Here is a 25,158-nt window from a genome sequence, read left to right on the forward strand (position 1 = left end):
CGGTTGGCCGTCGCGTCCGGAAGTGCGTCGAGGGAGGCGGTCATGGGATACCGAGCGCGTCAGGGTGAGCAGCCGGTCGATCCGGACCGCGCGGAGGACGAGGACGCCCAGGCCAGGTTGACGCAGGTGGTCGCCGAGACGGAGGTTCCGGCACCGTCGGGTACGGACGAGCGGCCGGACGTCGTCACCGAGGACGACAGCTCCGGGATGGCCGGTGGCGCGTCGGGCGGTAGTGGTGGTACCTCGGCGACGACGGGGCATCCCGATTCCGTGCACTGAGCCGGCTTCCAGCGAGGCGGGCGGGGTTGTGATCACCGGGTGACGATGGACGCCAAGATCGGGTATCTCCGGTGCAGCATTGACATGTTTCACTGCTTTGTTCGAAACTTATCAATGTTGACATCGGCGATCGTCGATCGCCGTCCGTCGGGACCATCACCCCACCCGGAAGGAGAGCCCAGGTGGCCATCAGCTCGGGCTGCTCTAAGCTCCGTCCAACGGTCGTCGCGCTCGCGGCAGCGGCGCTCGCGGCCGTCGGAACGGTAACTGTAGTGGCGAAAACAACCACCGCCGAGGCGGCCGCCGACGTCGTCGCGGCCGCCTCGGCCGTCGAGGACGAGGGCGCCGACTGCCCCGTGCCCGGCTCCGGATCTTCGACATCCAACTCCAGACTGCCCGACCCGTTCCGGAAGATGGACGGTACCCGCATCACCAGTAAGTCGCAGTGGCGCTGCCTGCGGGCCGAGACCAGGGAGCTGGCGGAGCGCCACGTCTACGGGCAGAAGCCCGCCAAGCCGGCCAGCGTCACCGGGACGGTGTCGAGCAGCAGCATCACGGTGAACGTGTCGGACCAGGGCAGGAGCGCGAGCTTCTCGGCCGGCGTCCAGCTGCCGAGTGGCACCGGCCCCTTCCCGGCCGTCGTCGTCGTGGGTGGCTTCGGTGCGGACACCTCGACCATCCGGTCCGCCGGTGTCGCCACCATCAGCTTCGACCCCCTGGCCGTGGGCCGGGAGGGCACCCCCCGGAACAACAAGCAGGGCGCCTTCTACAGCATCTACGGCGCATCCAGCAGCACCGGAATCCTGATGGCCTGGGCCTGGGGCGTGAGCCGGATCATCGACGTGATCGAACAGTCCGGCGGCAACGTCCTGCGGGCCGACGCCATGGGCGTCACCGGCTGCTCCCGGTACGGCAAGGGCGCCTTCACGATCGGCGTCTTCGACCAGCGCATCGCGCTGACCATGCCGATCGAGTCCGGCAGCGCCGGCGTCGGCGCCTTCCGTTCGATCGCCACCGAGAGCGGAGCCCAGCCGCTGAGCAGCGCCTACTCGGAGCAGCCGTGGCTGGGAGACGCGTTCGGCTCCTTCACCGGCAACCCGAACAGCCTGCCGATCGACACCCACCAGATGGTGGGCATGGTGGCGCCGCGCGGGCTCTTCATCATGGACAACCCGCACGTCGACTGGCTGGGCGCCCGGTCGGGCAGCGTGGCGGCCCTGGGCGGTGCGGAGGTCTACAAGGCGCTCGGCGCCGGTGACAACATCACCTACTGGTCGGACGTCCAGGACGGCACCCACTGCGCCGTCCGATCCGAGTGGCGTACGCCGTTGCAGCAGAATCTCCAGAAGTTCCTGCTGAAGACGGGCAACGCCGCGGGCACGATGCGGATCTCCAGCCGGAAGGCCGGCAACCTCGCCGAGTGGCGGGACTGGCAGACCCCGATCCTGACCGACGGTCCCACCACGCCGCCCACCACGCCACCGACCACGCCACCCACCACGCCACCGACCGGCGGGCCGACCACGCCGCCCAACACGCCGCCGACCACGCCACCCACCACGCGACCGCCGACCACTCCGCCGGTCACCGGTGCCTGCTCGGCGACGGTGTCGGTCAACCAGTGGACGGGCGGGTTCGTCGCCACGGTCCGGGTCACCGCCGGCTCCGCGCCGGTCAACGGCTGGACCGTGGCGATGACGCTGCCGTCGGGTGCCACCATCACCAATGTCTGGAACGCCAACCGCAGCGGAAGCAGCGGTGCGGTGCAGTTCACCAACGTCAGCTACAACGGCTCGATCGCCGCCGGCCAGTCGGCCGAGTTCGGTTTCCAGGGGTCCGGTTCCGGGTCGGGCATGAGTCCGACCTGCTCCGCCGGGTAGTTCCGACGCTCCGGAGCTTCACCCGGGCCCGGTGTGGGGGCGACGAGCCTCCGCACCGGGCCCCTGCGCGTCGTCCACCCACCGGCCGTACCCACCCATGCTCCATGGAGCAGATCGTGGAGCGGTGTCCGGGGCGCGTGGAGCAACTCCTGCTGACCGATTGGCCCTACCGAAGGGGCGAGGGCGGGTCGACAGTGTCCGCCGCCGGTCGGTCTGCAGGCGGCTTGTAGTCAGGCAAGGCATGGATTATGTTAGCGCTAACATCGACATTCACCCATTGCTGGAGAACTGCCATGACCCTCCGCCAACGGTCCACGCCGTGAACACCGCACCCACGCCGCACCCGCTGCCGCTGAGCCGTCGCGCCTTCACCCTGGGCCTGCTCGCGTCCGCTGCGGCCACCGCGACCGGGGTGACCATCAATCCGCGAGCCGCCTTCGCGGCGACCTACACCGGCTACGTCATGACCTACTTCACGGAGTCGCCCCAGTTCCAGGGCGCCGACTACGGCCTGCACGTCGCGGTCAGCCGGGACGGTCTGAACTGGACACCGCTGAACCAGAACAACCCGGTGGTCACCCCGACCGCCGGCGAACTCGGCCTGCGTGACCCGTTCGTGTTCCGCAAGCAAGATGGCACCTTCGTCGTGCTCGCCACCGACCTGCGCGGCACCGACTTCAGCCGGAACAGCCAGTACCTGCACGTCTGGGACTCGACGAACCTGACCGGGTTCACCGGGTACCGCCGGATCCGGATGCACACGCTGAACACCCACACCTGGGCACCGACGGCGTTCTGGGACGCGTCCCGGGGGCAGTACGGCATCGTCTACTCCGCCAACAACGGCGGCCGGGACGTGTTCATGGTGAACTACACCGACTTCCGGACCGTCAGCGCGGCCCAGGTCTACTTCAGCCCGGGCTTCGACGTGCTCGACGGCGACATCGTCGTCGACGGCGGCACCACGTACCTCTACTACAAGAACCTCTCGAACGGCAACCTCTACGGCGCACGGTCGGCCACCGGCGCTCCGAACAGCTACACCACCTACACCAGCGGGCTCCGGCAGGGCAACGCGATGGAGGCACCGCTGCTGGTCAAGCGGAACGACGGCGGTGGTTGGTGGCTCTGGGGCGACTCGTTCAGCCCGGTCAACGCCGACTACTACGCCTGGTCCTCCAGCAACATCGGCGCGAACGCGTGGACCGAGCTGAACCAGCGGGACTACACCCCGCCACTGAACGCCAAGCACGGCTCGATCCTCGGCATCACCGACGCCGAGTACAACGCCATGGTCAACCGCTGGGGCACGCCGATCTGGGTCCGGTTGAAGTCCGCCAACTTCCCCGACTACTTCGTCCGGCACGCGAACTACGTCGGCCGGATCGACCCGTACCCGTTCGACCCGTACCAGGATCAGATGTGGCGGATGGTCCCCGGACTCGCGGACCCGGCCGGGGTGTCGTTCGAGTCGGTGAACCGTCCCGGCAACTACCTGCGGCACTTCGACTACGCGGTCCGGCTCGACTCTCTCGACGACACCGCGACCTTCCGGGCCGACGCCACGTTCTACCGCACAGCGGGGCTCGCGGACGCGGCCTGGACCTCGTTCCGGTCGTACAACTTCCCCACCCACCACCTGCGGCACGCCAACTACCTGCTGCGGATCGACGCGATCAGCGCGAGTTCGCCCGCCGCGGACCGGCAGGACGCCACCTTCCGGCTGACCTCGTAGCCCTCCCCCGTCGGGTCGGGCGTCATCCGCCGCCCGGCCCGCAAACGTTCACAGCAGGCCCCGCCGGGCGAGACTGCCCATCAGGTCGCGGACCCCGAAGTCCCAGGGGTCACACTCCTCGCTGTGCCGGACGCGGTTGACCAGCGTGCCGAGCGGAGGGGAGCTGATCCGCACCACGTCGTCGACCTTGTGCGTGAACCCCTCCCCCGGGCGGTCCCGGTCCTGGATCGGCGCGAACATGGTGCCGAGCATCAGGACCGCGCCGTCCGGATAGTGGTGGTGTGCGCCGAGCAGCTGCCGTACCAGCGCCTCCGGGTCGCGCGAGATGCGCGACATCTGCGAGATCCCGTCGAGCCGGAACCCGTCCGCACCCTCGATCTCCAACATCACCTCCAGCCCGCGTACCCGGTCCAGATCGAACCGGTCGTCGAAGAGCCGGACGAGCGGGCCGAGGGCGCAGGAGGCGTTGTTGTCCTTGGCCATCGGCAACAGCAGTGCGGACCGGCCCTCGACGTCCCGCAGGTTCACGTCGTTGCCGAGGGTCGCCCCGACGATCCGGCCGCTGGACGCGACGACGAGCGCCACCTCCGGCTCGGGGTTGTTCCAGGTCGAGGCGGCGAGGACGCCGACCGGAACGGCGGTACCCACGGCGGAGAGGACCTGTCCCTTGGTGAAGATCTCGGCGTCCGGCCCGATCCCCACCTCGAGGTACTGGCTCCAGACTCCCTCGGCGACGAGCATCTCCTTCAACCGCGCCGCCTCCGCCGAGCCGGGGGTCAGTTCCTGCAGGTCGGCGCCGACCTCGGCGAGCAACCGTTGCCGGATCTGCGCCGCGAGCGCCAGGTCGCCCCGGGTCCGCTCCTCGATGACCCGCTCGATCAGCGAGACCGCGAAGGTCACCCCGGCGGCCTTGAGCGCCTGGAGGTCGACGGGCGCGAGCAGCCACGGCCGGTCCCGGTCCCGGGCGGCCAGACCGGTGTTGGCGAGCAACTCCGCGAAGTCACCGACCCGCCGGCCGGCGAGCCCGGCCACGACCGTGGCGGGATCCGGCAGCTCGCAGATGTCCCGGACGGTGGCGAAGTCGGCGCTGATGTCGAGGACGGCACCGTCGCGGACCACCACCGGCGACGGTCCGCCGACGGCCGGATCCCAGATCCGGCCGACCAGGACGCTCCGCTCGGCGTCGTCCGGCAACGCCTCGGCGGCGGTCCCGAACCAGTCGGCGTCCGTCTCGGGCGGTGGCAGGATCACGGGGCGACACTCCCAGGCTGGCGAGGGACCGCTCGTCCCGGAACGATGTCGTCGACGGCGTCCCGGAACATGAGCAGGGCTGCGGCGTGCAACGATACCGCCGGATCGCCCGAAGATCGAACTGCCGGATCGCTCGCAGATCAGACCGGCGAGAGTGCCTCGACCCGACCGCTGCGACATCTCCCGACCGCGGACGATGGCTCTCGAAGAGAGACGTAGCCGGCTCCCACGGGGGAAGGAGTCGGCTACATCGAGTTGGAACTATAGGTCACGCCGGTCCGGAGAGCAAAGGCACCACCGCCGGCCGCGCAGCCGGCGCGGAGCGGCCAACCCGGCCCCGGGGTTCCGGACCGGGCTGGCCGCCGCGGATCGGCCGGATCAGGTGCCGATGTTCGCCTGCGGCCCGGCGTACGTGCGCAGCAGCGCGGGCACGGCGGCGGCCGGGTCGAGGCTGTACGAGTAGAAGCTACCCGGGTTGAACGCCGAGCCCTTGGCGGTGACCTTGCCGGAGTCCCAGGGGCTGTTCACCAGGATGTTGCCCCGGTTCACCAACTCGCCGGCCTCGACGTAGTACGGGTTGCGGCTGTTCTCGAAGTAGCTGTTCTCGACCACGCCCTTGGTCAGGCCGCGGATGTAGTGGCCGTACGACGAGGTGTTCTGGACGTAGTTGTTGTACAGGTGGCAGTAGGCGATGTTGTCCGCGCTCGGGTTACGGGTCCGGGTGTTCTGGAACCAGTTGTGGTGGATCGTGATCCGGGCCGTGACGTTGTCGGTCCAGCCGATCCCGAACGTCTTGTTGTTGTCGACCAGGTGGTTCCAGGAGACGGTCAGGTTGGTGGTGTCCTTGCGACTGTCGATCAGGCCGTCGTTCATCCGGGACAGCCGGTTGTGGTCGATCCAGATCCGGTTCGCGGTGTCCATCTGGATGGCGTCGTAGTCGTACGCGTCATCGCCCGGGTCGTCGTCCGGCATCAGGGTGTCGCGGATGGTCAGGTTGCGGATGATCACATTGCTGACCCCCGCGCCGAGGAAGAAGCCCCCGCCGACGATGTGTCCGCTGGTGCCCACCCCGATGATCGTCTTGTTCGAGGCGACCCGCAGCTCGGTGCCCCGGGGACTGATCGTGATGGTGCCGGCCACCCGGATCACGTACGGGGCGCTCGCGGTGACGTACTGGTTGAGCTGTGCCTGGCTGTTGACCGTGACGGTCTGCCCGCCGGCCCCGCCGGTGGTGCCCTGCGCGAAGCCGTCCGCCGTGTTCGACCAGGTCCGTCCGCCGGTCGGCGTCGGTTGGGGACTGCCGCCGACCTGGTTGAAGGCCCACTGCATCCGGGCCACGTCCGCACAGCTCTCCTGGACGATCGGGTTGCCACCCGCCGTCGAGCCGTCCCGGTCACTGACGCACAGCCCACTCGCCGCACTGGTGATCCGGTACTTCCCCGGCGCCGCCGACGACGCCGGGAAGGACCACAACTGGTTCACCTTCGTGCCGTCGCCACAACCCCACTGCTGCAACCGCAGACCCGACACCGCGGACCCCGACGGCACGTCCAGGCAGCGGGTGCTACCCACGTTCACCAGGTTGAACCGCCCTGCGGACGCCACCACCCGCCACTGCTGGCGCGCCAACGCCGAACACGACGCCTGCTGCACCAGGGCACCGTTCTCCACCGAGCCGTCCGCGACCTCCAGGCACTTGCCGGACGCTCCGACCGCGAGGGTGTAGACACCGCCGGGTGCGGGCGTCCCGGCCGCCCGGGACGGCAGCGCCGACACCACCACGGCGGCGGGCACCATCAGGGCCGCCGCCCCCGCCGCCAGCACACGCCGAAGCGCCGGGGAAACTCGTCTAGACATCGACTATCCTCTCTGTTGCAGGATGGCCGGCCGGGTGGGGGTGCGACGGGTTCGCAGGTCTGGAGCGTCGCCGACAGTGGCCAGGTTGGTCCGATCCGACGGGGTCAGGACCGGCTGCGGGACCGCCGACGCCGAGGGTGGTACCTCGCGACCTCGTCGGCCGTCATCGTGAGAGCCGGGTAGCCGTCGCCGGCCCGGACGGGCGACGGACCGATCGACTGGTGGTTGCCCGGCCACCGATCGATCTCGACCCACCTGCGAGGCTATGCCAGAGCGTAGGACCAATCAATCGACGAATTGGGCCCTCGTTGGGGTACCCGCCGGCCGGCAGGTTGCCGCCGTCTGCCATCCTCGGGGCGGTGACGACGGGCCCGCCGACCAGACGCCGCAGCCGCCGCCCCCGGAGCCGTACCACCCGGGTCCTGCTGATCCTCACCGCGGTCGCCTCGGCGGGGGTCGTGCTCGCGGCGGCCGTGGTCGTCTGGCTGCTGCTGCGGCCGCCCGGTCCACGCCCGCTGTTCCAACTGCCGGTCGCCTGTGGCGAGACCTGGCAGCTCGGCACCTATCCCGGGCACGACGACTACGACGTCGACCTCTTCCCGACCGAGGGCGAGGCGTGGGGGCGGCCGGTGCTGGCCTCGTACGCCGGCCGGGTCACGGTGGCCGGGATCAACGGTTCGCTCGGCGGTCGTACCCCGGAGAACCCGGACGGCCCGCGCGGCCGGGGCGGCGGCTACTGGGTGAAGATCGACCATGGCGGCAAATGGGAGACCCAGTACCTGCACCTGCTCGAACCGCCGATGGTCAGCGTCGGTCAGCGGGTGGAGCAGGGCCAGCAGATCGGGCGGGTCGGCAGTACCGGCAACTCCGGAGCCCCGCACCTGCACTACGAGCAGCGCCGGGGCTGGCAGAAGATCGAGACCTACTTCGACGCCGAGCCCTCCGGGATCACCCACGACGACACCGAGTACACGGTCACCCGGACCAGTGTGGTTCTCATTAGATCTTTCGGTTTCTCAAGATTATGTCGGTGTAGTTATCGGTTCCGACATGTCGCTGAGAATCCGTCGGCGCGGCGCGGTGGTAAACGGTGATCGTTCCGGGAGGATTCTACCGTGCCCGCCGCGCTCCGTAGTCGTCTTGCATCCGTTGGGGTGATCTATCGCCCGGTCGGCGGTGAGCTGGTCGAGACGACGTTGGAGCGGGTTTCGGTGGAGGAGTTGATGGCGGCCGGGCCGGTGCGGGAGTTTCGCTGGTACAAGGGCCGTACGTTCTATTCGGGCTGGTACTGGTCGGCGACGACGGGCGGGATGGTGGCGTACGAGAGCCGCCTGGAGTTGGCGCGGATTCTGTTGGCGGACTTTGACTCCAGCGTCTGCGGCATGGTCGCTCAGCCGTTCCGGATTCAGGAGCAGACCGGGTCGGGGCTGCGGCGTCACGTTCCGGATCTGCTGCTGCGTCATCACGACGGCCGGGTGACGGTGGTGGATGTCAAGCCTGGGCGCCGGCTGGCGGATCCGCTGGTGCGACAGGTTTTCGGCTGGACGGCGGAGCTGGCCGGGCTGCGCGGATGGGACTTCGAGACGTGGTCCGGCGCGGACGCGGTGCTGCTGGATAACGTGCGGTTCCTGGCCGGGTATCGGAGGCCGTGGCTGATCGACGCGAGTCTGGTCGAGCCGATCCTGGAATCGGTTGGCGCACAAGGCGTTATCGGCGAGATCGAGCAGGTGATGGCCGGTGTCGCGCCGGCGGAGCGGGCGCGGCCGGTCCTGCTGCACCTGCTGTGGTCGGGCGTGTTGCGGACGGACTTGTCGAGGCCGCTTGGATCGGCATCGCCGATCTGGCGGACGGAGAAGCGTTGAGCGACAATGTGATCAGCCTCCGCGCTGGCACGCGGCTGCTGTTCGACGGCGAACTGGTTCAGATCGTGGAGCTCGACGGAACTGGGGTGAGTGTCCGCAACGAGCGCACCGGCCAGTACACGGCGGTGACGCTGGGCCGACTGGTCGCCGGATGCACGTCGGCCGAGCCAGCCGCGCGGGCCCTGCCCACGGATAGCGTTGGCACGACGCTGGCGGCGCTGTCGAAGGATCAGCGGCGGCAGGTCGCGCAACGGGCCGCCCACGTCCGTGAGTTGCTGGCCGCGGACGGTTCGACGTTGCAAGAGCGGTTGCAGTCCAAGGCGTCTGAGCTGGGGCTGACCATCCGCACGCTGGAGCGGTGGCTGGCCGGATACCGCCGTGACGGCGAAGCCGGCCTGGTCGACACCAGGGTCATCCGGGGCCGGGGCAGCACCGTCGATCCTCGCTGGGACGACGCGGTGCGGTCGGTGATGGCGCAGATGGTGGCCGCGTCCACACCGAGCCGGTCGGCGTTGCTGGCCCGGGTCGAGGCGTTGCTGGAGCGCGAGTATGGGCGGGGTGTTGTTCGGGTTCCGTCACAGGCCACCGCCTATCGGCGGCTGGCGGAACTGGCCAAGGGCACCAACGCGGTCTCGGGCAGCGCGAAGGGACGCCAATCGATCGCCGACCGGCCGCAGGGCGTCTACGGGCGGCTGCGCGCGACCCGGCCGGGTGAGTACGTCATCCTCGACACTCAGGACCTCGATGTATTCGCGATGGAGCCGGTGACCTGCCGGTGGGTCGGCGCGCAGCTGACGGTTGCGCAGGATCTGTTCACCCGCTGCATCGTGGGCCTGCGCGTGACACCGGTGTCGACCAAGGCGGTCGACGTCGCCGGGACGCTCTACGAGACGGTCGCCGGACGCCAGGCACCAGCGTCCTGGCCGCAGGACGCTGTCTGGCCCTATCACGGGGTCCCCGCGAACGTCGTCTTCGACGAGGACGGCCCGCCGATGGCGGGCCCGGTCTGCGCGCCGGAGACCCTCGTGGTCGATCACGGGAAAGTGTTCCTGTCGGCGCACGTGATCGCGGTCTGCACCCGATTGGGCATCTCGATCCAGCCCGCCCAGCAGCACAAGCCCACCGACAAACCCACCCTCGAGCGGTTCTTCCGCACCCTGCGGGAAGGGCTCATCCAGCATCTGCCCGCTTACAAGGGCCCGGACGTCTACTCGCGTGGCGATCGGGTCGAGGCCGAGGCGTTCTTGTTCCTGCACGAGCTGGAAGACGTGATCCGCGAGTGGATCGCCATCGTCTACCACCGCAGCAAGCACGACGGGTTGACGATTCCGCAGTGGCCGCACCTGCGGCTGTCCCCGGCGGAGATGTTCACCATCGGGGTCGGTAGGGCCGGGCTGCTACGCATCCCCGCCACCGCGCAGCTGACGCTGGACTTCCTGCCGGTGGTCGCGCGCACCATCCAGCACTACGGCGTCGAGGTGAACGGGTTGCGCTACAACGGCGCGGCGTTGGACGGCTACCGCAACGCCACCAGCCCCTATGGTGGCGTGCTGGCCGGGAAGTGGCCGATCCGGATCAATCCCGACGACGTCCGGCACGCCTGGTTCCAGGATCCAGCCGACGGCAGCTGGCACCGCCTGGACTGGGAGCACAACGCCTTGCTGAACACCCCATTCTCGGCCGAGGCCGCAGCGTATGCCCGGCGCCTCACGGTCGCCGCCGGCGAGGCGCTGGAACCGGCGAAAGCCCTGGCAGAGCTGCTACAACGCTGGGACGCCGGCCTGATCGCCGACCGGCGGGAACGGCGCATGGCCGCCCGACTCGCGGCCGAGTACGCCGCCCTGCCCGCCGCGCCGCCAACAGACGCATCGGCACCGTTACCGCCTACGCAACGCACGGCGGCAGACCTGGCAGCAGTGGTCATCGACAGCGACGATGACGACGACACCGACCTCGACGACGGGTTCTACGACGACGCGTTCGAGGTCTTGTCATGAGCGCCAACGTCTACACACTGTCGCGTAAGGAAGGCTGGCAGCGGTGGGCTGACGCACCAGCCCGCGTCCGCCCAGAAGCGTTGGCGCCCAAGCAGGTCGCCCGTTTGGGCGAGGATGTCAGGGCCGACTACAACGACGCCCGCCATGACTGGCACGCCAACTTCGGTATCCTCAAGACGCCGCAGCTGGCCGCGATCCATGACGAGCTCGATCAGATCGTGGCCACCAACCGGCAGGACCCCGACCGCATCCGCGGTGCGGCCGTGATCGACGCGCTGCCCGGGTTGGGCAAGACCACCATCGCCAACGTGTTTGCCCGTGACTTCGACCGCGCCCAGCGCCGCCGATTCGGTGCCCTGACCGACGAGGGCCATGAACGGCTGCCGGTGTTCCGGGTCGGACTGACATCCCGGACGACGCTGCGCACCCTCAACCGGATGATCTGCGAGTTCTACGGCCATCCCGGCACCGACCGGGCCAACGCCGCCCAGCTGGCCAGCTTCGCCGTCGACTGCGTGATCTCCTGCCAGACCCGTATCGGGATCATTGACGACCTGCATTTCATCGACCCGAACCGCCGCGACGGGGTCGAGGTGTCCAACCATCTGAAGTGGCTGGCCAACGAACTGCCGGTCACGTTCATCTATGCCGGAGTAGGGCTGGCGGAGCGGCGGTTGTTCGCCGAAGGGCTTACCGGCGACCGCGCGGTCATGGCCCAGACCGCCCGGCGCTGGACCCGCCTGGAGCTGCCACCGTTCCACGTCGGCGATCAGGCCGGCCGGCGGCATTGGCAGAGCCTGCTCAAGGCCACCGAACGGCAGCTCGTGCTCGCCAAGGCGCACCCTGGGATGCTGGTCGAGTTGGCCGACTACCTGTTCGCTCGGACCACCGGGCACATCGGCTCCTTCATCACCCTGATCATCCGAGGCTGCTACAAGGCGATCCGCACCGGCACGGAACATCTGTCCGAGCAGATGCTGGACACGATCCGGATCGACGAGGCGTCCGAGGCCGCCCGGCACCAGTTGCAAGCTGGCTTCGCGGCCGGGAAGCTGACCAGCCGCCCCCGCAGGGCTACCCCCGCCTGAGCCGATGGAAGCGTCTCGCGCGCTGCCGCTGCGCGTCCGGTTGGCAGGTGGGGAGAGCCTGCACTCCTGGTTGCTTCGCCTGGCGCACCGCAACGGCATGCCGCTGCTGCGGCTGGCCCCGGTACTCGGGTTCGGTGACCGGCTGCGCGTCCCGCACAACTACGCGCTGAGCTGGCGGCTGCCACCACAGTTGTTGCGGCGCGTCGAATCTCAGACCGGGCTCGCGCCTGGTGCCCTCGATGCGACTGTCCTCGACCGGTTCGAGGCGCTGGGCTGGAAACCGATCCCCGGTTCCCGATACTGCACCCGCTGCCTGGCCGAGTCGGGCGGCGTCTGGGGCGTCCGCTGGCAGCTGCCGTACACGTTCGCCTGCCTGCGTTACCACACACTGCTGGCCGCGGTCTGCCCCGGCTGCCAGCGCCCACCCCAGGGCGCCGGACTGTCGCTACGCGCCGGGCTGCTGCCCTCGACCCGGTGCACGCTGGGCGCCCGCCGTGAGGCACGCCTCTGCGATGCGGACCTGCTCACCCACCCGCCACAACCCCTACGCTCCGGCGACGCTCGGCTCGCCGCGCAAGCCTGGATCGACGAACGCCTGAACCGGATGGACGTCCACGACGTCGTCGAGCTTCGCGACCTCGACGTGTTGGCGTTGTGGTTCCGCCACCGCGTCGAGCCCGCCGAACTGCGCCATCTCGGTGAGGCCACGGTCACCGCGATGATCGAGTACCGCGCCGACAACCACGGCATCAAACGCGACCAAGCCACCGCGCCGCTCATCGCTGCGGCGATGAGCGTCCACGCGATCGGTCTGCTGCGCGCTGACGACCAGCAGCGTTACCGATGGTTCCGGCCGCTGCTGCGCGACGTTCACACCCAATACCGACGTGGGCAGTCTCCCTCATCACGCGGGCCGATGATCCTGTCCCACAAACGACTCGGCTCCGTGTCGGAGCCGTTGCAACGCAAGCTCCTGATCAGCGCCGATCCGCACCTGCCGGTCAGTGAGAGGCTGCGTTACCGCACCTGCACCCCGACACCCCGCCCGCCCGAGCCTCAGTCGACGGCAGCGGCCGACCGGGCAAGGCACATCCCGCAATCCCTCTGGCCCGAGTGGGTGATCAGGCTCGGTCCCCGGCACGGGTCTCGCACCGACGACACCGCCGTGGACATTCCCGCCGCCCTGCTCATCCCCGGCAACCCGGTTTCACCGACGTCGCGCTCAGCCAGCAGCAGTGGGACGACATCTGCCGACGCGCCGAAGCACACCCGGGCACCGCCACCCGGCACCTGCACGCCCGCCGCTACCTGTTTCAGCTGCTCACTGGTGCTGACCTCGGCAACCCGGTACACCCGCTGGCGTTTCGTACTTCCCTGCAGCGCGAGCACTACCTGTCCTGGCAACGCGACATGCCCAGCCCGCTGCGCCGCGAGATCCGCCACCACGCCGCCGGCCTGCTCACGGCGGCGGGAATCGACGAACCGCTCACCTGGAACCCACCCCCCGAATGCGTCGCCGGGCTTGACCTGCCCGGCCGCGAACCCGACGACATCGACACCGACCGCCTTCACCTGCTGCTCGTCGTCAACGGGCTCAAACCCAAAGCCGCCGCGCGACAGCTCGGCGTCAGCATCGAGCACGTCCGCCACGCCGTGGAGAACCTGCACCGTCCCGCGCCCGACTACGCCAGCAACAGCCCGGTAACAGCCCGCAAGGTCCGCGCCCGCGCCGCCGCGCTGCTGACCCGCGACTTCTTTCAACGCGAGAACGTCGGCGCCGGCAAAGACATCAGCACGCTCATCGCCGAAACCGGGTTCTCCCGCAAGATCCTCGACGAGTACGCCAGACTGGCCGGCTTCACCTTCGTCCGCACACAGGCAAAGCAACGAATCAAGATCCCGCACGCACGCAGCGGCGACCGCATCGACCGCGCCTGGCTACAAGAGCAAGCCGGAACACTGTTCCGCGCCAACGACGACATCGGCGCCGAGCTCGGCCTGCGCGGCGAAACGATCCGCCGCTACCGGCGCGACTATGGAATCCCGGGCCGCGCCAGCGGATCAGAGGGCCACGTCGTCACCAACCTGCACCACCCCAACCTGCCGCGTGACATCCGCCGCGCCGCCGAAGGACAACGCAACGGCTGGCAACGCCTGCGACGCTTCCAGCAGATCATGGCCCACCCCAGCATGAACACCGCAGCAGCGGCGCTCGGGCTACACACCCAGAACCTCAACCTGCAGATCCAGCGCCTCGAAGCCGACATCGGCGCGCCCATCCTGCAACGAGCACCACACCGCTACGCGCCGATGGCTCCCACCAGCTGCGGGCAACGCCTGCTCGACCACCTCGCCCGGCCAGACATCCGCGAACTGCTGGACCGCTACGCCGACGCCAACGCCCGCCCCAAATGCGGACCATACAGGCGTTCTACCCAGCAGTAACGCACCCGACAACCGTAACGGATGCGTCGCCGCTAACCACCGCGCGGACAGTCAACCCCGCACTCCACAACCCTCTCGCCGAAACACGGCCAAGCCAAGATCATGGCAACATCACTCGTGAGTAGTGTCAACGCTACTGAACGTGGAAGTTGCGACCTTCTAAGCAAACCTCACGTATCCGCGTTACGGGGTCGCGTCCTGGGCGGAGCCAGGGCTAGCGTCGGCTGCAGGTTGTCCGTCTGTCCAGCGGACGAAACCGCTGGACAGACGGACAAGTCGCAGCCGTGGTGCAGCCACACCTCGGCCGCTGTCGCCCTCATTCCTATCCCGATGAAGGAGGTTGTATGAGGACGCGTTCCAGACTACTCGCAGCTGGGGTAGTCGCTGTTCTCTGCGTGACCGGACTTGCCGGTCCCGCGAATGCTGGCGCTGGCCAGCAGGTGCTGAGGGGATCGTCGGTCGCCTCGTACCAGGGCCGCATGATCGACCTGTCCAAGAGCTGGGAAGACGCCCAGGTCTGTGCCGTACTGTCGCGCAACGACGTGCGCTGCTACGCCTCAACTGATGAGGCCGCCGCCGCGCTCGCTGGCGAGGCGGCCAAGGCCAGCAGCGCCCGTGGCTCCGATGAGCCCGTCTCGCCTATGTCGACCTGGCATGGGTGCCCCGATGACTGGCTGTGCGTCTACGAGCACACGAACTGGGGAGGCCGGCGGCTTCAGTTCAACGACGAGCAGTGGCACTGGCTCGGCGACTACGGCTTCGTGGACCAGACCTCGTCGTGGACGAACAACCAGGGCGGCGGTCTGCTCGGCTGTTCTGGATCCGACTGGGGCGCACTCGGTAACGGCGCAGGCGACAACCGGAACCTCGAAGACTGTGCGGCGTCATCGAGTCTGGGCAGCTACGACAACCAGACCGAACACGTCCACGGCTGACCCTTTCCCAAACGGTTCCTCGTCCAATTAGCAATGCCAGCGTGGGTGGGGTGGCGCCGATCGGCACCACCCCACCCACCGGTTACCGGGGCATCGTCGTGTACTCCGCGCCGAGATAGGACCGGTAGGAGATGACCGCGGGAATTGGGACGTTCAACTTGCCCGCGCTGGTGGTGAGGACTTCCTCGTAGCCGAGGAACACCCCGGTACGCGGGTCGATGATGATCGTGTACTCGGTGGGTAGGCCGTGGACATCGGAGGTCATCGCGAACGCTTCGCCGGTACGGCCGGCCCGGTCGACGACTGTGCCCGCGACGGTCATCCCGGGAAGGTCGGCGAGCAGCCGCAGCGCGGCCGCTCGTTGCGCCGGACCCAGCAGACGCACACCGGCGAGTTCGGCGACGTCTTCCAGGTACTGAACCGGCGCGTCATGCTCGCTCCCGGCGGCGGTGAGCCACCCACGCACGGACTCATCGGCTGGCACGGCACCCCGCCAGCCCCTACGGAACTCGCCCGATCGGTAGTCTGTCACCTCTTCCGACGGCCCGACGCTCCCACCGTCCGCCAGCCACTTCCTCCGCTCCGCGTCCGACCGGAAGGTCGGTGGCAGCGCACGCTTGATCCTCCGACCGGCGTCGTCGTCGGTCCGCCAGGACCGCCACTCCTGCGGAACCACCACGGACGTGGTGTTTCCGCCGGAGACGGCGGAGTTCAGAAACCAGTTCGTCGAATGAAGGTGCTCCACCGTCCCGGGCGGCCGGACCGGCGCCGGGGCGGCCGAAGCGACCTCGGCGAGTTGCCGCAGCCTCGAACCGGCTGATTCGGCACTCACCGACGGCTGGTAGTGCAAGATCGGCGGCGTGGCCGCGTATACCGGCTGCGGCGCACGGGTCGCCTCGATCACGGCACCTGCCGCCACCGCCGTCACGGCAGCCGCTGCGGCGACCAGTAGGAGCCGACGCCGTGGCGCCACCCGCGCCGCCCCGACCACGGCAGGGGTGGACGCGAGAATCCGTCGAAGATCACGCCCCCGACGCTCCTCATCCGGCGGCTGTCCGCCCCGCGCGGGATCCAGACCACCCAGCAACTGCCGCATCTCATCGACAGCACCCATCTCATCCACCCCTTTTCGACACTGATGGCTCCACCACGGGACCGCTGTCCATCCGGTCGCCGCTGACGCGCAGGAGGCTCCGCAGCCGTCGACGGGCCCGCAGCAGACGCATCGCGAACGTCGCTCGCGAACACCCAAGGACCCTCGCCGCGTCCCCAGCGGTCAACCGCTCCCACGCCACGAGCCGCAGAACCTCCCGGTCCACCGCCGCTAACCGGTCGAAGGCCACCGCGACATCACGCCGACTGATCACCCCGTCCGCGTGATCAGCCACCACCGACTGGTCCGGCTCCGCCGCGACCCGCAACGCCAACTCCCGCCACCGCCGACGTCCCCGGACCTCGTTGGCCAACACATGTCGAGCAACGCCGTACAGCCACGCCAACGCGGCGTCGGACGGCACCTCGGCCAGACGACGCCAGGCGACCAGGAACACCTCCGCCACGGCGTCACCGACGTCCGACCCGACGACACGGCGGGCCACATACCGGTGAATATCACCGTGGTAACGCTCGTAGAGCTCGGTGAACCGTCGCTGCGCGGCGTCCATGACACCTCCTACCGTGCTTATGTCCGGCACAGCCCCAAACATCACACACAGCATCAGACGAGTTGCCGGAGAGCATCAGCAGCCAGGCCGGCATTCCACCAGCCGAGGACCCGCAGGCCGCCCGGACCCCGCAGGCCGCCCCAAAATCTGCCGGAGTCGGGTTGCCGGCCCAGAGATCTGCGGCGTTACCCGCAACCCCGCAGCGCTTCCGGATACGCCGCCGCTAACGGAGGACGTCCATCGTTCAGGTCACCGCCAGGCACGCCTGGCTGGCGTGACCCTCGGCTCGAACGCATCCTCACCTACCCCGCGCCACACCCTCGGACAGCCCCAGACACTCCTCCCTTCCACCCGTGACCAACCATCTCGAGGCCCACCGACAAGGTCATCAAGAAAACGACAGATCGATGAGAAAGAGCCACCGACAAAATGCTAAGAAACATTCGACCAAGCCCAGGTCAACGAGCTGCGGGCCGACATTTCAAACGAGAATCTACAACCAGCAACAACTGCCCCGCACAATAGACAGCTTTCTATAACGATGCTCCGGGCATATGCTCACGACGCCCTGTCGGCAGGAGCGCGACGCCGGGCCGGCGGGCGACTGTCGGATGCCCCCGGAGGAACCCGATGCCACGGCGATCCGGAACACCACGCTGGGCGGTCCACGCCGTCGTACTGACGGTGCTGCTGCCGGTGCCGCCCGCCTCCGCCGCGCCGGCCGGGTCCGGGTACCCGGACGGCCGCGACACCCGAGCACCGACGGCGACGCTCGGCCGGCCCCGGGCGGTCGACTTCGCCGTCTACGGCTTCAGCCAGTCCGACGTGCACGAGGAGGACCCACAGGTCTACGAACTCGTCCCCGACGTCACCATCCGGGCCATCGGAAAGTGGTCCACCAACGGCGACGAGGCGACCGACTACAACTTCGCGCAGATCCGGCGCTACCACGCCCGGGGCATCACCTTCATGGGGAGCGGGACGGCCAGCGTCATCTTCCGGCGGGACTTCGCCAGCACCGAGATCTTCGACGACATGTCGACCCGCGACGCCGACAACAACCCGGTGCCGCACGACGAGTTCGGCTTCCCCGACCCGGCCCGCCGGGGCAACATCTTCAATCCGAGGTACCGCGACCACCTGCTCGGCTGGGCAAAGATCCAGATCGACGGCGGGGTGGACGGGATCAACCTCGACGAGGTGAACGCCGGGTTCAGCGGCGGGCAGAAGTACGGCTTCAACGGTAACGAGGGCTTCGACGACTACGCCATCGCCGACTTCAACCGGTACCTGCTGGCGAAGTACCCGACCTTCACCGCCGCCGACTGGACGTCCCGGTTCGGCATGACCGACGACAACCTCGTCCGCGCCGACGTACCCGCCGACGATCTGACCCGCAACTTCAACTACCGCGACTACCTGCGGGCCAACGGCTGGAACCTCGACCCGCTCACCCCCGCCAACCCGATGGCCGCCGAGTGGGGGCGGGTGACCGCCAACCGGATGTACGCCGACGACCACTCGTTCACCGCCAGCTACCTGCGGCGGTACTGGAAGGAGATGGTCGACGAGCTGCGGGCGTACGCCCGGGACACCGCGCGCCGCCGGCTCCTGGTCAGCTCCAACGGCCTGCTGCCGTACGTCGACTTCAACAGCGTCGGGATGTACCCGTGGAGCCCCGACGAACAGACCCCGGACTTCCGGGGCGCCGACTACGTGCCGGTGGTCGACGGGCACCTCGACGGCGCGAAGTCGTTGCAGGCCAACTACCGGTACCTCAAGGAGAAGAACCGCGAGATCGCCGGTGACGTGCCGGTGGCGGTCTTCATCGACTGGCCCAGCGACATGATGACCGACTACCAGAACCTGCCGCTCGCCGAGAAGCGGGACTACTGGCAGATCTTCGGCGCCGAGGCGTACGCCAACGGGCTCTTCCCGGCCTTCCACCTCAAGGACACGATCGGTGGCCCGACGGCGGAGCAGTCCGGGATGCTCGACTTCTTCCAGACGTACACCCGGTTCTACCGGGAACACCGGGCGCTCTACCGGGACAACGGGCCAGGTCCGCAGCGGGTCCGGGTCGGGGTGGCCAACGTCGCGGCGAGCCTGCTCGGGCAGCGCGGCAGCGGGACCCGGACGCTGCACCTGGTCAACCACAACTACGACCGGGGGATCATCCCGCAGACCGGCGTCGCCGTGCGGGTCGACCTGCCGTCCTGCCCCCGGCGGATCGAGCTGGTCTCACCCGACTTCGCGGGGTCGCGGGCGCCGGCCTGGTCCTGCCGGCACGGCCGGCTCTCGGTCACCGTGGACCGGCTCGACTACTACGACGTGCTCGTGCTGAGCTGACGCTGACCGGCCGGTCAGCCACGACTGCCGGCCGGTCAGCCCCCGTGCCACGCCCGCGCCCGCCCCCGTTCCCACCGGGTCGGGCCACCGGGTCGGGCCGCCGGGTCAGGCCGCCGCGTCGAGCCGGGCCCGCTGCTCGGTGCTGAGCACCAGCGACACCCCGGCCAGGGCCTCCCGCAGCTGCGCGGCCGTGCTCACCCCGACGATCGGGGTGGCGGCCGGGTTGCCACCGGCCAGCCAGGCGAGCACCACGTGGTTGCGGGTGGTGCCGGTCTCCGCGACGATCTCGTCCAGTACCGCGAGCCGGCGCTCGGTGCCCGGGTGCGCGTACTCCGACGGAAGCGGCTTGTCCGCCCGGGTGTACTGGCCGCCGAGCAGCGGCGTGTACGCCCACAGCGACATCTCGGGGTGGCACTCCAGGTAGTCGACCACCTCATCGCTGACCGCGCCGAACCGGTGCACCACGCTCGGCCGGGTCCCGGGGCGGGGCCGCAGGTAGCTGAGCTGCTGCTGCAACACCGTGAAGCCGGTCATCCCGTTGGACCGGGCGATCTCCCGGGCCCGCTCCACCCGCCAGATCGCGTGGTTCGAGCAGCCGAGCGCCCCGACCGTACCGGCGGAGACGAGTTCGTCGAAGGCCGCTACGGTCTCCGCCAGCGGTGTGCGGTGGTCCTCCATGTGTGCCCAGTAGAGGTCGACGTGGTCCACGCCGAGCCGGCGGAGGCTGCCGTCGATCCCGTTCTTGATCGTCGACGCCGAGAGGCCCTCCGCGGTCTCCGGATACCGGCCGGCCACCGTCGGCTCGCAGCCGACCTTGGTGCTGATCTTGATCCGATCGCGTACCCCCGGTCGCCGGGCCAGCCAGCGACCGAGCAGTTCCTCGCTCTGTCCGCCGTACCCGCTCGGATCCTTCCAGAAGGCGTAGCAGTTCGCGGTGTCGATCCAGGTGCCGCCGGCCTCGACGAACTGGTCCAGGAGTTCGAAGGAGCGCCGCTCGTCTTGGACAGTGCCGAAGTGCATGGCGCCGAGCGCGATGTTGTAGGTCATGACGGCAACGATAGGCGCGATCGGACAGGCGGTACGCTCCAATGTCGTGGCAGATTCCCAGACCAATTCGGCGTGGGCGACGCTGCTGGACATCGAGCCCCGGGAACGTGCCCGGCGTTCCCTGCACGAACGGCTGACCCGCGCGCTGCGGGCCGCTATCCGGGACGGTCGGCTCGCGACCGGCGCCGCCGTGCCGCCCAGCCGCGCGCTCGCCGAGGAACTCGGCTGCTCCCGCTGGGTGGTGACCGAGGCATACGCGCAACTGGTCGCCGAGGGGTACCTGGCGGCCCGGGTCGGCTCCGCCACCCGGGTCTCGTGGTCGCCGGAGAACGCGCCGGCACGCCGCCGCGCGGTGCCCCCGCCGGCGCAGCCACCGGTCCGGTACGACCTGGCACCCGGGTTGCCCGACCTGCGGGCATTCCCCCGTCGACGCTGGACCGAGGCGGTGCACTCGGTCACCGGCTCGGCCGCCCAGTACGACCTCGGTCCACCCGACCCCGCCGGCCATCCGGGACTGCGTGGCACCCTCGCGGAGTACCTGCGGCGGTCACGCGGCGCCGACGCGCAGCCCGGCTCGGTGGTCGTCTGCGCCGGCATCACCGACGGGCTGTTCCGGATCTGCCGGGCACTGCGGGCCGAGGGGATCGCCGAGGTGGCGGTGGAGGAGCCGGGGTGGGGTCGGCTACGGGAGGCGGTGGTAGGCGCCGGGCTGCGGGTCTGCCCGGTGCCGGTGGACCGGGACGGGTTGCGCGTGGCCGAGCTGGCGCGCTCCGGCGGGGCTCGGGCGGTGGTGGTCGGCGCGGCACACCAGTTCCCGACCGGGGCGATGCTCAGCCCGGAGCGCAGAGCCGAGCTGGTCCGCTGGGCCCGGACGGTGGACGGGTACGTCGTCGAGGACGACTACGACGCCGAGTTCCGGTACGACCGGCGGCCGATCGCGGTGATTCAGGGTCTGGATCCGCGCCGGGTCTTCCTGGCCGGTTCGGTCAGCAAGACCCTCTCCCCCGCCCTCGGCCTGGGCTGGACGGTCGCGCCGCCGGCCCTGCTCCCGGCGCTCCGGGCGGCGAACGCCGTCGCGGCGCCCCCGCCCGTGCTGGACCAGCTCGCCCTGGCCACCTTCATCGACCGGGGTTGGTACGACAAGCACCTGCGCGCGGCCCGACGCCGGTTCCGGACCCGCCGGGACCTGCTCGTGCGGGAGCTCACCGCCCGGGTACCGGACGGCCGGGTGGCCGGCACCGCCGCCGGGCTGCACATCCTGTTGCACCTGCCGACCGGGACCGACACCGCGGCGGTGGTCGCCGGGGCGGCGACCACCGGACTGCGGCTGGCGGACCTCGACGCGTACCGGGCGGAGCCATCCGGGCCGCCCGCGCTCGTCCTCGGGTACGGCAACATCACCGACGCCGAGATCCCGCCGGCGGTCGGGTTACTGCGGGCCGCACTGGACGCAGCGCGGACGGCGCGCCCGCCGGGTCGGCGGGTCCGGGGAATGGAAGGTGGACGGGGCCGCCGCCAACGACCCGCTGGCGGCGGCCCCGGAATCCGGTGATCCGTCCGGTACCGGTTTACGGCGCGCCGGGTGGGACCACCCGGACGACCGCCCACTGGTTGCGGTGACCGGGCTGGAGCAGGTCGAACCGGACACCGAAGTTCAACCCGACCTCGCCCGGGTTGCCGGTGCCGGTCACGACCCCGCCACCCAGGTCGATGCCGTACTGGCTCCGCGCCGGCTTGCCGTTCGCGTCGACGATCCGCACCGAGTACGGTGCGTTGCCCTCGGAGGGCAGCACGACCGACGCGTCGGCGTCGCGGAAGAACAGCGGGTTCGTGGCGTCGAGGTCCGGCCGGTACTCGACGCCCGGGTACCAGCCCCGGCTGTCGGTGAACGACCTGACCCCGGGCTGCGCCTTGAACTTGGTGCAGTACGCGCTGAACGGCTCGTTCGGCGCCTCGAAACACTCGGTGAACGGGTAGGTCCGGCCGAAGCCGAACGCCGCGTTCGACGACTGCGGCCGCGAGGGCAGGTTGTCCAGCCCCGACGGGTCCTTCGCCGCCGCCCGGCCCTGTCGGCGGTACGGGTCGAAGTGCGAGTCCACGATCAGCAGACCGCCCTTGGACCCGATGCTCGGCGGGTCGAACAGGTTGTTGAGGGTCAGGTTCAGGTTGCCGTAGCTGGTGTCCCGGTACCAGACGAGCATGCCGGGGGCGTTGTACGGTACCCGGTTCACCTTCCAGGCACCGTCCCGGTTGTAGTTCGTCTGGTACGCGTACTTCAGGCCCTCGTCGAAGCCGTCGTGGTTGCGCCACTCGGCGAGGTAGTAGTGCGCGTAGGAGAACTCACCGGGCGAGATGGTCCAGCCGGCGCCGGTGGTGGTGGTGAAGCTGCCGACGGTCGCGGTCCAGCCGTTGGCGCCGCTCTCCACGTCGTCGGACCAGACGGTTGCGCCGTCGGCGGTGACCGAGAAGTCGTCGGTGAACCAGCCGGTGTCCTCGAACGCGGCGTCGGTGGCGTACCGCAGCCGCAGTTGCACGGTCTGCCCCGCGAAGCCGGTCAGGTCGACGTAGTCGTGCCGCCACTGCCCACCGGTGCTGCCGGTCAGCCCGTACCGCTTGTCACCGTAGTCGTGCATCCGGCCGTTCGGGTCGGCGTAGCCGTCGTCGGTGGAGACGAGGTCGCCGGCGGAGTCGAAGACCTTCTGCTCGGCCCAGCTGGCGCCACCGTCGGTGGAGACCTCGACGAAGCCGAAGTCCCAGTCCTCCTCGATGGAGTAGTTGTTCCAGAGCCAGAATCGCAGGTCACCGCCGGCCGGCAGCTCCAGGGTGCGGGTCAGCCGCACGTCGGCCCAGGACTGGTCGTTGTTGGTCCACCACTGGCCCTGGCCGCTGTGCGGGGTGGAGAGGCTGATCTGCTTGGGTGGCAGGTTCACCCGCACCCCGTCCTCGGTGCCGACCGGGGTCCGCGAGGTCTGCCCGACCTTGATCCGGGCCGGGTCGTCGCCGGGATTCAGGATCACCGGGTCGGCCCAACCGAGCACGAACTTGTCCCAGATGCCCATGTGGGTCGGGATGCCCTGGAAGATCGGTCCGGTGTGCGAGCCGGCGGACATCAGGTCCCAGAAGTCGACGTCCGAGTCGCCGCCGGAGCCGATGTCGTACAGGTCCGGCAGGCCGAGGTCGTGGCCGTACTCGTGGGCGAAGACCCCGACGCCGGAGTCCTCCGGCTGGACGATGTAGTTGCTGATCATCTTGTCGGTACCCGGGATGGTGTGGCCGGGCACGATGGCGGACGAGTGCGCCCAGATCGCGTACGGACCCTCCGCGCCACCGCCGCCGGACTTGTCCTCACCCGCGTGCACCAACACGAGGTGGTCGACGACCCCGTCCGGCTCGTTGAAGTTGCCGTCGCCGTCGGCGTCCGCGGTGTCCTCGATGTCGTAGTCGGCCCACGGGAAGTCCGGGTTCTGCGCGGCCAGCACGTTGACCGCGTCGATGCCGAGCGCGCTGGGCCCGGCCGGGTTGTCCGGGTGTCCGTTCATGTCCTGGCTGGCCCCGGCCACCCACTCGCCGTCGACCAGCGTGCAGGTGTCGGCGCCGTACCACGCCTCGGAGTGCGGCACGGTCACCCAGGGGGTCGCCTCGCCGTCCACGGTGTACGCGCCCTTGGACATCTCCAGGTACATGTTGCGCATGGTGTAGCCGCGCAGGTCGATGCCGCGCCGACCGTCCGGACCGCGCAGGTCGGTGCGGACCCGCTCGGTGATGCCCTGCCGGCTGTAGAGCATCCGGTTGTAGAACTCGGTGGAGAAGTCCGGCACCCACATCGAGTTGTTGTCCGGGTGCGACGCGTTCGCCGGGTTCGGGATGTTGTTGTGCAACGGTCCGTTCTGGACGCTGCCGGGCACGCAGTCGCGCTCGTTCTCCGGCGTGGTCGCGTCGTCGAAGGTCGCCCGTGGCACCATCACGCCGGTGAAGTCGTCATTGGCCTCGGGGTCGAACTCGACCAGGATGGTCAGCAGCTTCGCGACCTGCGTCTCGTCGGCCCGCTTGTAGCGGATGTGCCGGGGGTTCCTCCCGGTCCGGATCGCCTCGGCCTCGGTCTTGGCCAGCCCTCGGGCCGCCACCGGGTTGCCCTCGGCGAACTTCCGGCCGAACGCGGCCACCGGGTCCGGCTTCGCCTGCTTGATCTTGCGCTTGCCGCCCTGGACCACCACTTCGGGGCCGTCGCTGGGCCGCTCGACCTTCGGGTCGACATAGTTGATGTAGTAGTCCCGCTCGGTCGGCGTGAACCGGGCCGCCCGGTCCGCGGTCGCCGGCCCGGCACCGCTGACCGCCAGCCCGACCGACGCGACCAGCAGCACCGGTACCGACGTCGCGAGCAGGCGCTTTCGCGCGCCGGCCCCTCTCATCCCCCCGCCGACTGTCACTCGTCGCACGTCCCTCCCCTTCCGCGCATGCGTGGAGCGAAGCTGTCACCCGGCGCAGCCGTGCGGACACGCGGGCAACGACAGGGACGCTATGCGACGACACGGTCATGGACAACCACCGTTGCCTTTTCGGCATCACACAACCGTCCAACCAGGCAGTCCGGGCAGGTCGGACCATCGGGCACGTTCCCGGCGGAGGGCGTCCGGCCGGTTCGGCGCGGGGGCGGAAATCGCTCCACGGCTCAATCACCTAGACGAACGTCGATATCTCTACTACAGTGCCGCTCCATCGGCGACAGGAAAGCGCGTTCCTAGGGTCCCTGAACCACCACCCACGCTCCG

At 69.5% G+C, this 25,158-nt stretch carries 19 protein-coding genes and 1 pseudogene; 12 read left to right on the plus strand and 8 right to left on the minus strand.

Annotation, left to right across the window (positions count from 1 at the left end; translation table 11 throughout):
- Nucleotides 1-42: 42 nt before the first annotated feature.
- From EV371_RS20765 to EV371_RS20775, 3 genes are all read left to right on the plus strand, one after another.
- Nucleotides 43-279: a preprotein translocase YidC gene (locus tag EV371_RS20765; RefSeq protein WP_130463524.1), complete on the plus strand. Its 237-nt coding sequence runs from the start codon at nucleotides 43-45 to the stop codon at nucleotides 277-279.
- Nucleotides 280-551: 272 nt separating this feature from the next.
- A complete protein-coding gene (locus tag EV371_RS20770; protein WP_486484722.1) occupies nucleotides 552-2,159 on the plus strand; it encodes a glucuronyl esterase domain-containing protein in 1,608 nt (535 codons plus the stop codon).
- 319 nt (nucleotides 2,160-2,478) lie between these two features.
- Nucleotides 2,479-3,894 carry a glycoside hydrolase family 43 protein gene (locus EV371_RS20775; protein WP_486484723.1) on the plus strand — a complete coding sequence of 472 codons (1,416 nt, stop codon included), beginning with the start codon at nucleotides 2,479-2,481 and terminating at the stop codon, nucleotides 3,892-3,894.
- Nucleotides 3,895-3,942: 48 nt separating this feature from the next.
- Here EV371_RS20775 and EV371_RS20780 read toward each other — a convergent pair whose 3' ends face one another.
- Together EV371_RS20780 and EV371_RS20785 are read right to left on the minus strand one after the other, a co-directional pair.
- Nucleotides 3,943-5,145 (minus strand): fumarylacetoacetate hydrolase family protein, encoded by a 1,203-nt coding sequence (locus EV371_RS20780; RefSeq protein ID WP_349340600.1) that lies wholly within the window; start codon nucleotides 5,143-5,145, stop codon nucleotides 3,943-3,945.
- Nucleotides 5,146-5,523: 378 nt separating this feature from the next.
- Nucleotides 5,524-7,002, minus strand: a complete 1,479-nt coding sequence (locus tag EV371_RS20785; protein ID WP_130463525.1) for an RICIN domain-containing protein — start codon at nucleotides 7,000-7,002, stop codon at nucleotides 5,524-5,526.
- A 359-nt stretch (nucleotides 7,003-7,361) separates the two neighbouring features.
- On the opposite strand from EV371_RS20785, the gene EV371_RS20790 reads away from it, so the two are divergent.
- From EV371_RS20790 to EV371_RS34470, 5 genes and pseudogenes are all read left to right on the plus strand, one after another.
- Nucleotides 7,362-8,096, plus strand: coding sequence for a M23 family metallopeptidase (locus EV371_RS20790; protein WP_486484724.1), 735 nt, complete (start codon nucleotides 7,362-7,364; stop codon nucleotides 8,094-8,096).
- 21 nt (nucleotides 8,097-8,117) lie between these two features.
- Nucleotides 8,118-8,864 carry a TnsA-like heteromeric transposase endonuclease subunit gene (locus EV371_RS20795; protein ID WP_207230558.1) on the plus strand — a complete coding sequence of 249 codons (747 nt, stop codon included), beginning with the start codon at nucleotides 8,118-8,120 and terminating at the stop codon, nucleotides 8,862-8,864.
- Nucleotides 8,861-10,861 (plus strand): Mu transposase C-terminal domain-containing protein, encoded by a 2,001-nt coding sequence (locus tag EV371_RS20800; RefSeq protein WP_130463526.1) that lies wholly within the window; start codon nucleotides 8,861-8,863, stop codon nucleotides 10,859-10,861. Before EV371_RS20795 ends, EV371_RS20800 begins: the two co-directional genes overlap by 4 nt.
- Entirely contained in the window at nucleotides 10,858-11,949 is a 1,092-nt protein-coding gene (locus tag EV371_RS20805; protein WP_130463527.1) for a TniB family NTP-binding protein, read from the plus strand. Before EV371_RS20800 ends, EV371_RS20805 begins: the two co-directional genes overlap by 4 nt.
- 4 nt (nucleotides 11,950-11,953) lie before the next feature.
- Nucleotides 11,954-12,331 (plus strand): annotated as a pseudogene (locus tag EV371_RS34470) (TniQ family protein); the annotation flags it as partial.
- Between the two features lie 162 nt (nucleotides 12,332-12,493).
- On the opposite strand, the gene EV371_RS34475 reads toward EV371_RS34470, so the two are convergent.
- Nucleotides 12,494-12,823, minus strand: coding sequence for a hypothetical protein (locus tag EV371_RS34475; protein WP_349340596.1), 330 nt, complete (start codon nucleotides 12,821-12,823; stop codon nucleotides 12,494-12,496).
- 182 nt (nucleotides 12,824-13,005) lie between these two features.
- Nucleotides 13,006-13,338 carry a hypothetical protein gene (locus EV371_RS34480; protein ID WP_349340595.1) on the minus strand — a complete coding sequence of 111 codons (333 nt, stop codon included), beginning with the start codon at nucleotides 13,336-13,338 and terminating at the stop codon, nucleotides 13,006-13,008.
- Nucleotides 13,339-13,359: 21 nt separating this feature from the next.
- On the opposite strand from EV371_RS34480, the gene EV371_RS20815 reads away from it, so the two are divergent.
- The gene (locus tag EV371_RS20815) at nucleotides 13,360-14,394 is read left to right on the plus strand and encodes a helix-turn-helix domain-containing protein (protein ID WP_130463529.1); all 1,035 of its coding nucleotides are present in this window, start codon (nucleotides 13,360-13,362) and stop codon (nucleotides 14,392-14,394) included.
- Nucleotides 14,395-14,873: 479 nt separating this feature from the next.
- Nucleotides 14,874-15,329 (plus strand): peptidase inhibitor family I36 protein, encoded by a 456-nt coding sequence (locus EV371_RS20820; RefSeq protein ID WP_349340062.1) that lies wholly within the window; start codon nucleotides 14,874-14,876, stop codon nucleotides 15,327-15,329.
- 82 nt (nucleotides 15,330-15,411) lie between these two features.
- Here EV371_RS20820 and EV371_RS20825 read toward each other — a convergent pair whose 3' ends face one another.
- Complete coding sequence (locus tag EV371_RS20825) at nucleotides 15,412-16,443, minus strand: CU044_5270 family protein (protein WP_130463531.1); 1,032 nt, start codon at nucleotides 16,441-16,443, stop codon at nucleotides 15,412-15,414.
- A 1-nt stretch (nucleotide 16,444) separates the two neighbouring features.
- On the minus strand, nucleotides 16,445-16,993 hold the full coding sequence (locus EV371_RS20830; RefSeq protein WP_130463532.1) for a sigma-70 family RNA polymerase sigma factor: 549 nt from the start codon (nucleotides 16,991-16,993) through the stop codon (nucleotides 16,445-16,447).
- Between the two features lie 630 nt (nucleotides 16,994-17,623).
- On the opposite strand from EV371_RS20830, the gene EV371_RS20835 reads away from it, so the two are divergent.
- On the plus strand, nucleotides 17,624-19,342 hold the full coding sequence (locus EV371_RS20835) for a hypothetical protein (protein WP_130463533.1): 1,719 nt from the start codon (nucleotides 17,624-17,626) through the stop codon (nucleotides 19,340-19,342).
- Nucleotides 19,343-19,447: 105 nt separating this feature from the next.
- On the opposite strand, the gene EV371_RS20840 is transcribed toward EV371_RS20835, so the two are convergent.
- Nucleotides 19,448-20,389, minus strand: coding sequence for an aldo/keto reductase (locus tag EV371_RS20840; RefSeq protein ID WP_130463534.1), 942 nt, complete (start codon nucleotides 20,387-20,389; stop codon nucleotides 19,448-19,450).
- A 46-nt stretch (nucleotides 20,390-20,435) separates the two neighbouring features.
- Between EV371_RS20840 and pdxR the strand changes: the two genes are divergently transcribed.
- On the plus strand, nucleotides 20,436-21,941 hold the full coding sequence (pdxR, locus tag EV371_RS20845; RefSeq protein ID WP_486484725.1) for an aminotransferase-like domain-containing protein: 1,506 nt from the start codon (nucleotides 20,436-20,438) through the stop codon (nucleotides 21,939-21,941).
- Nucleotides 21,942-21,957: 16 nt separating this feature from the next.
- Here the strand turns inward: pdxR and EV371_RS20850 are convergent, their stop codons facing one another.
- The gene (locus EV371_RS20850; RefSeq protein ID WP_130463536.1) at nucleotides 21,958-24,798 is read right to left on the minus strand and encodes an immune inhibitor A domain-containing protein; all 2,841 of its coding nucleotides are present in this window, start codon (nucleotides 24,796-24,798) and stop codon (nucleotides 21,958-21,960) included.
- Between the last annotated feature and the right edge of the window lie 360 nt (nucleotides 24,799-25,158).

The sequence above is a fragment of the Plantactinospora sp. CNZ321 genome (genome assembly GCF_004217235.1).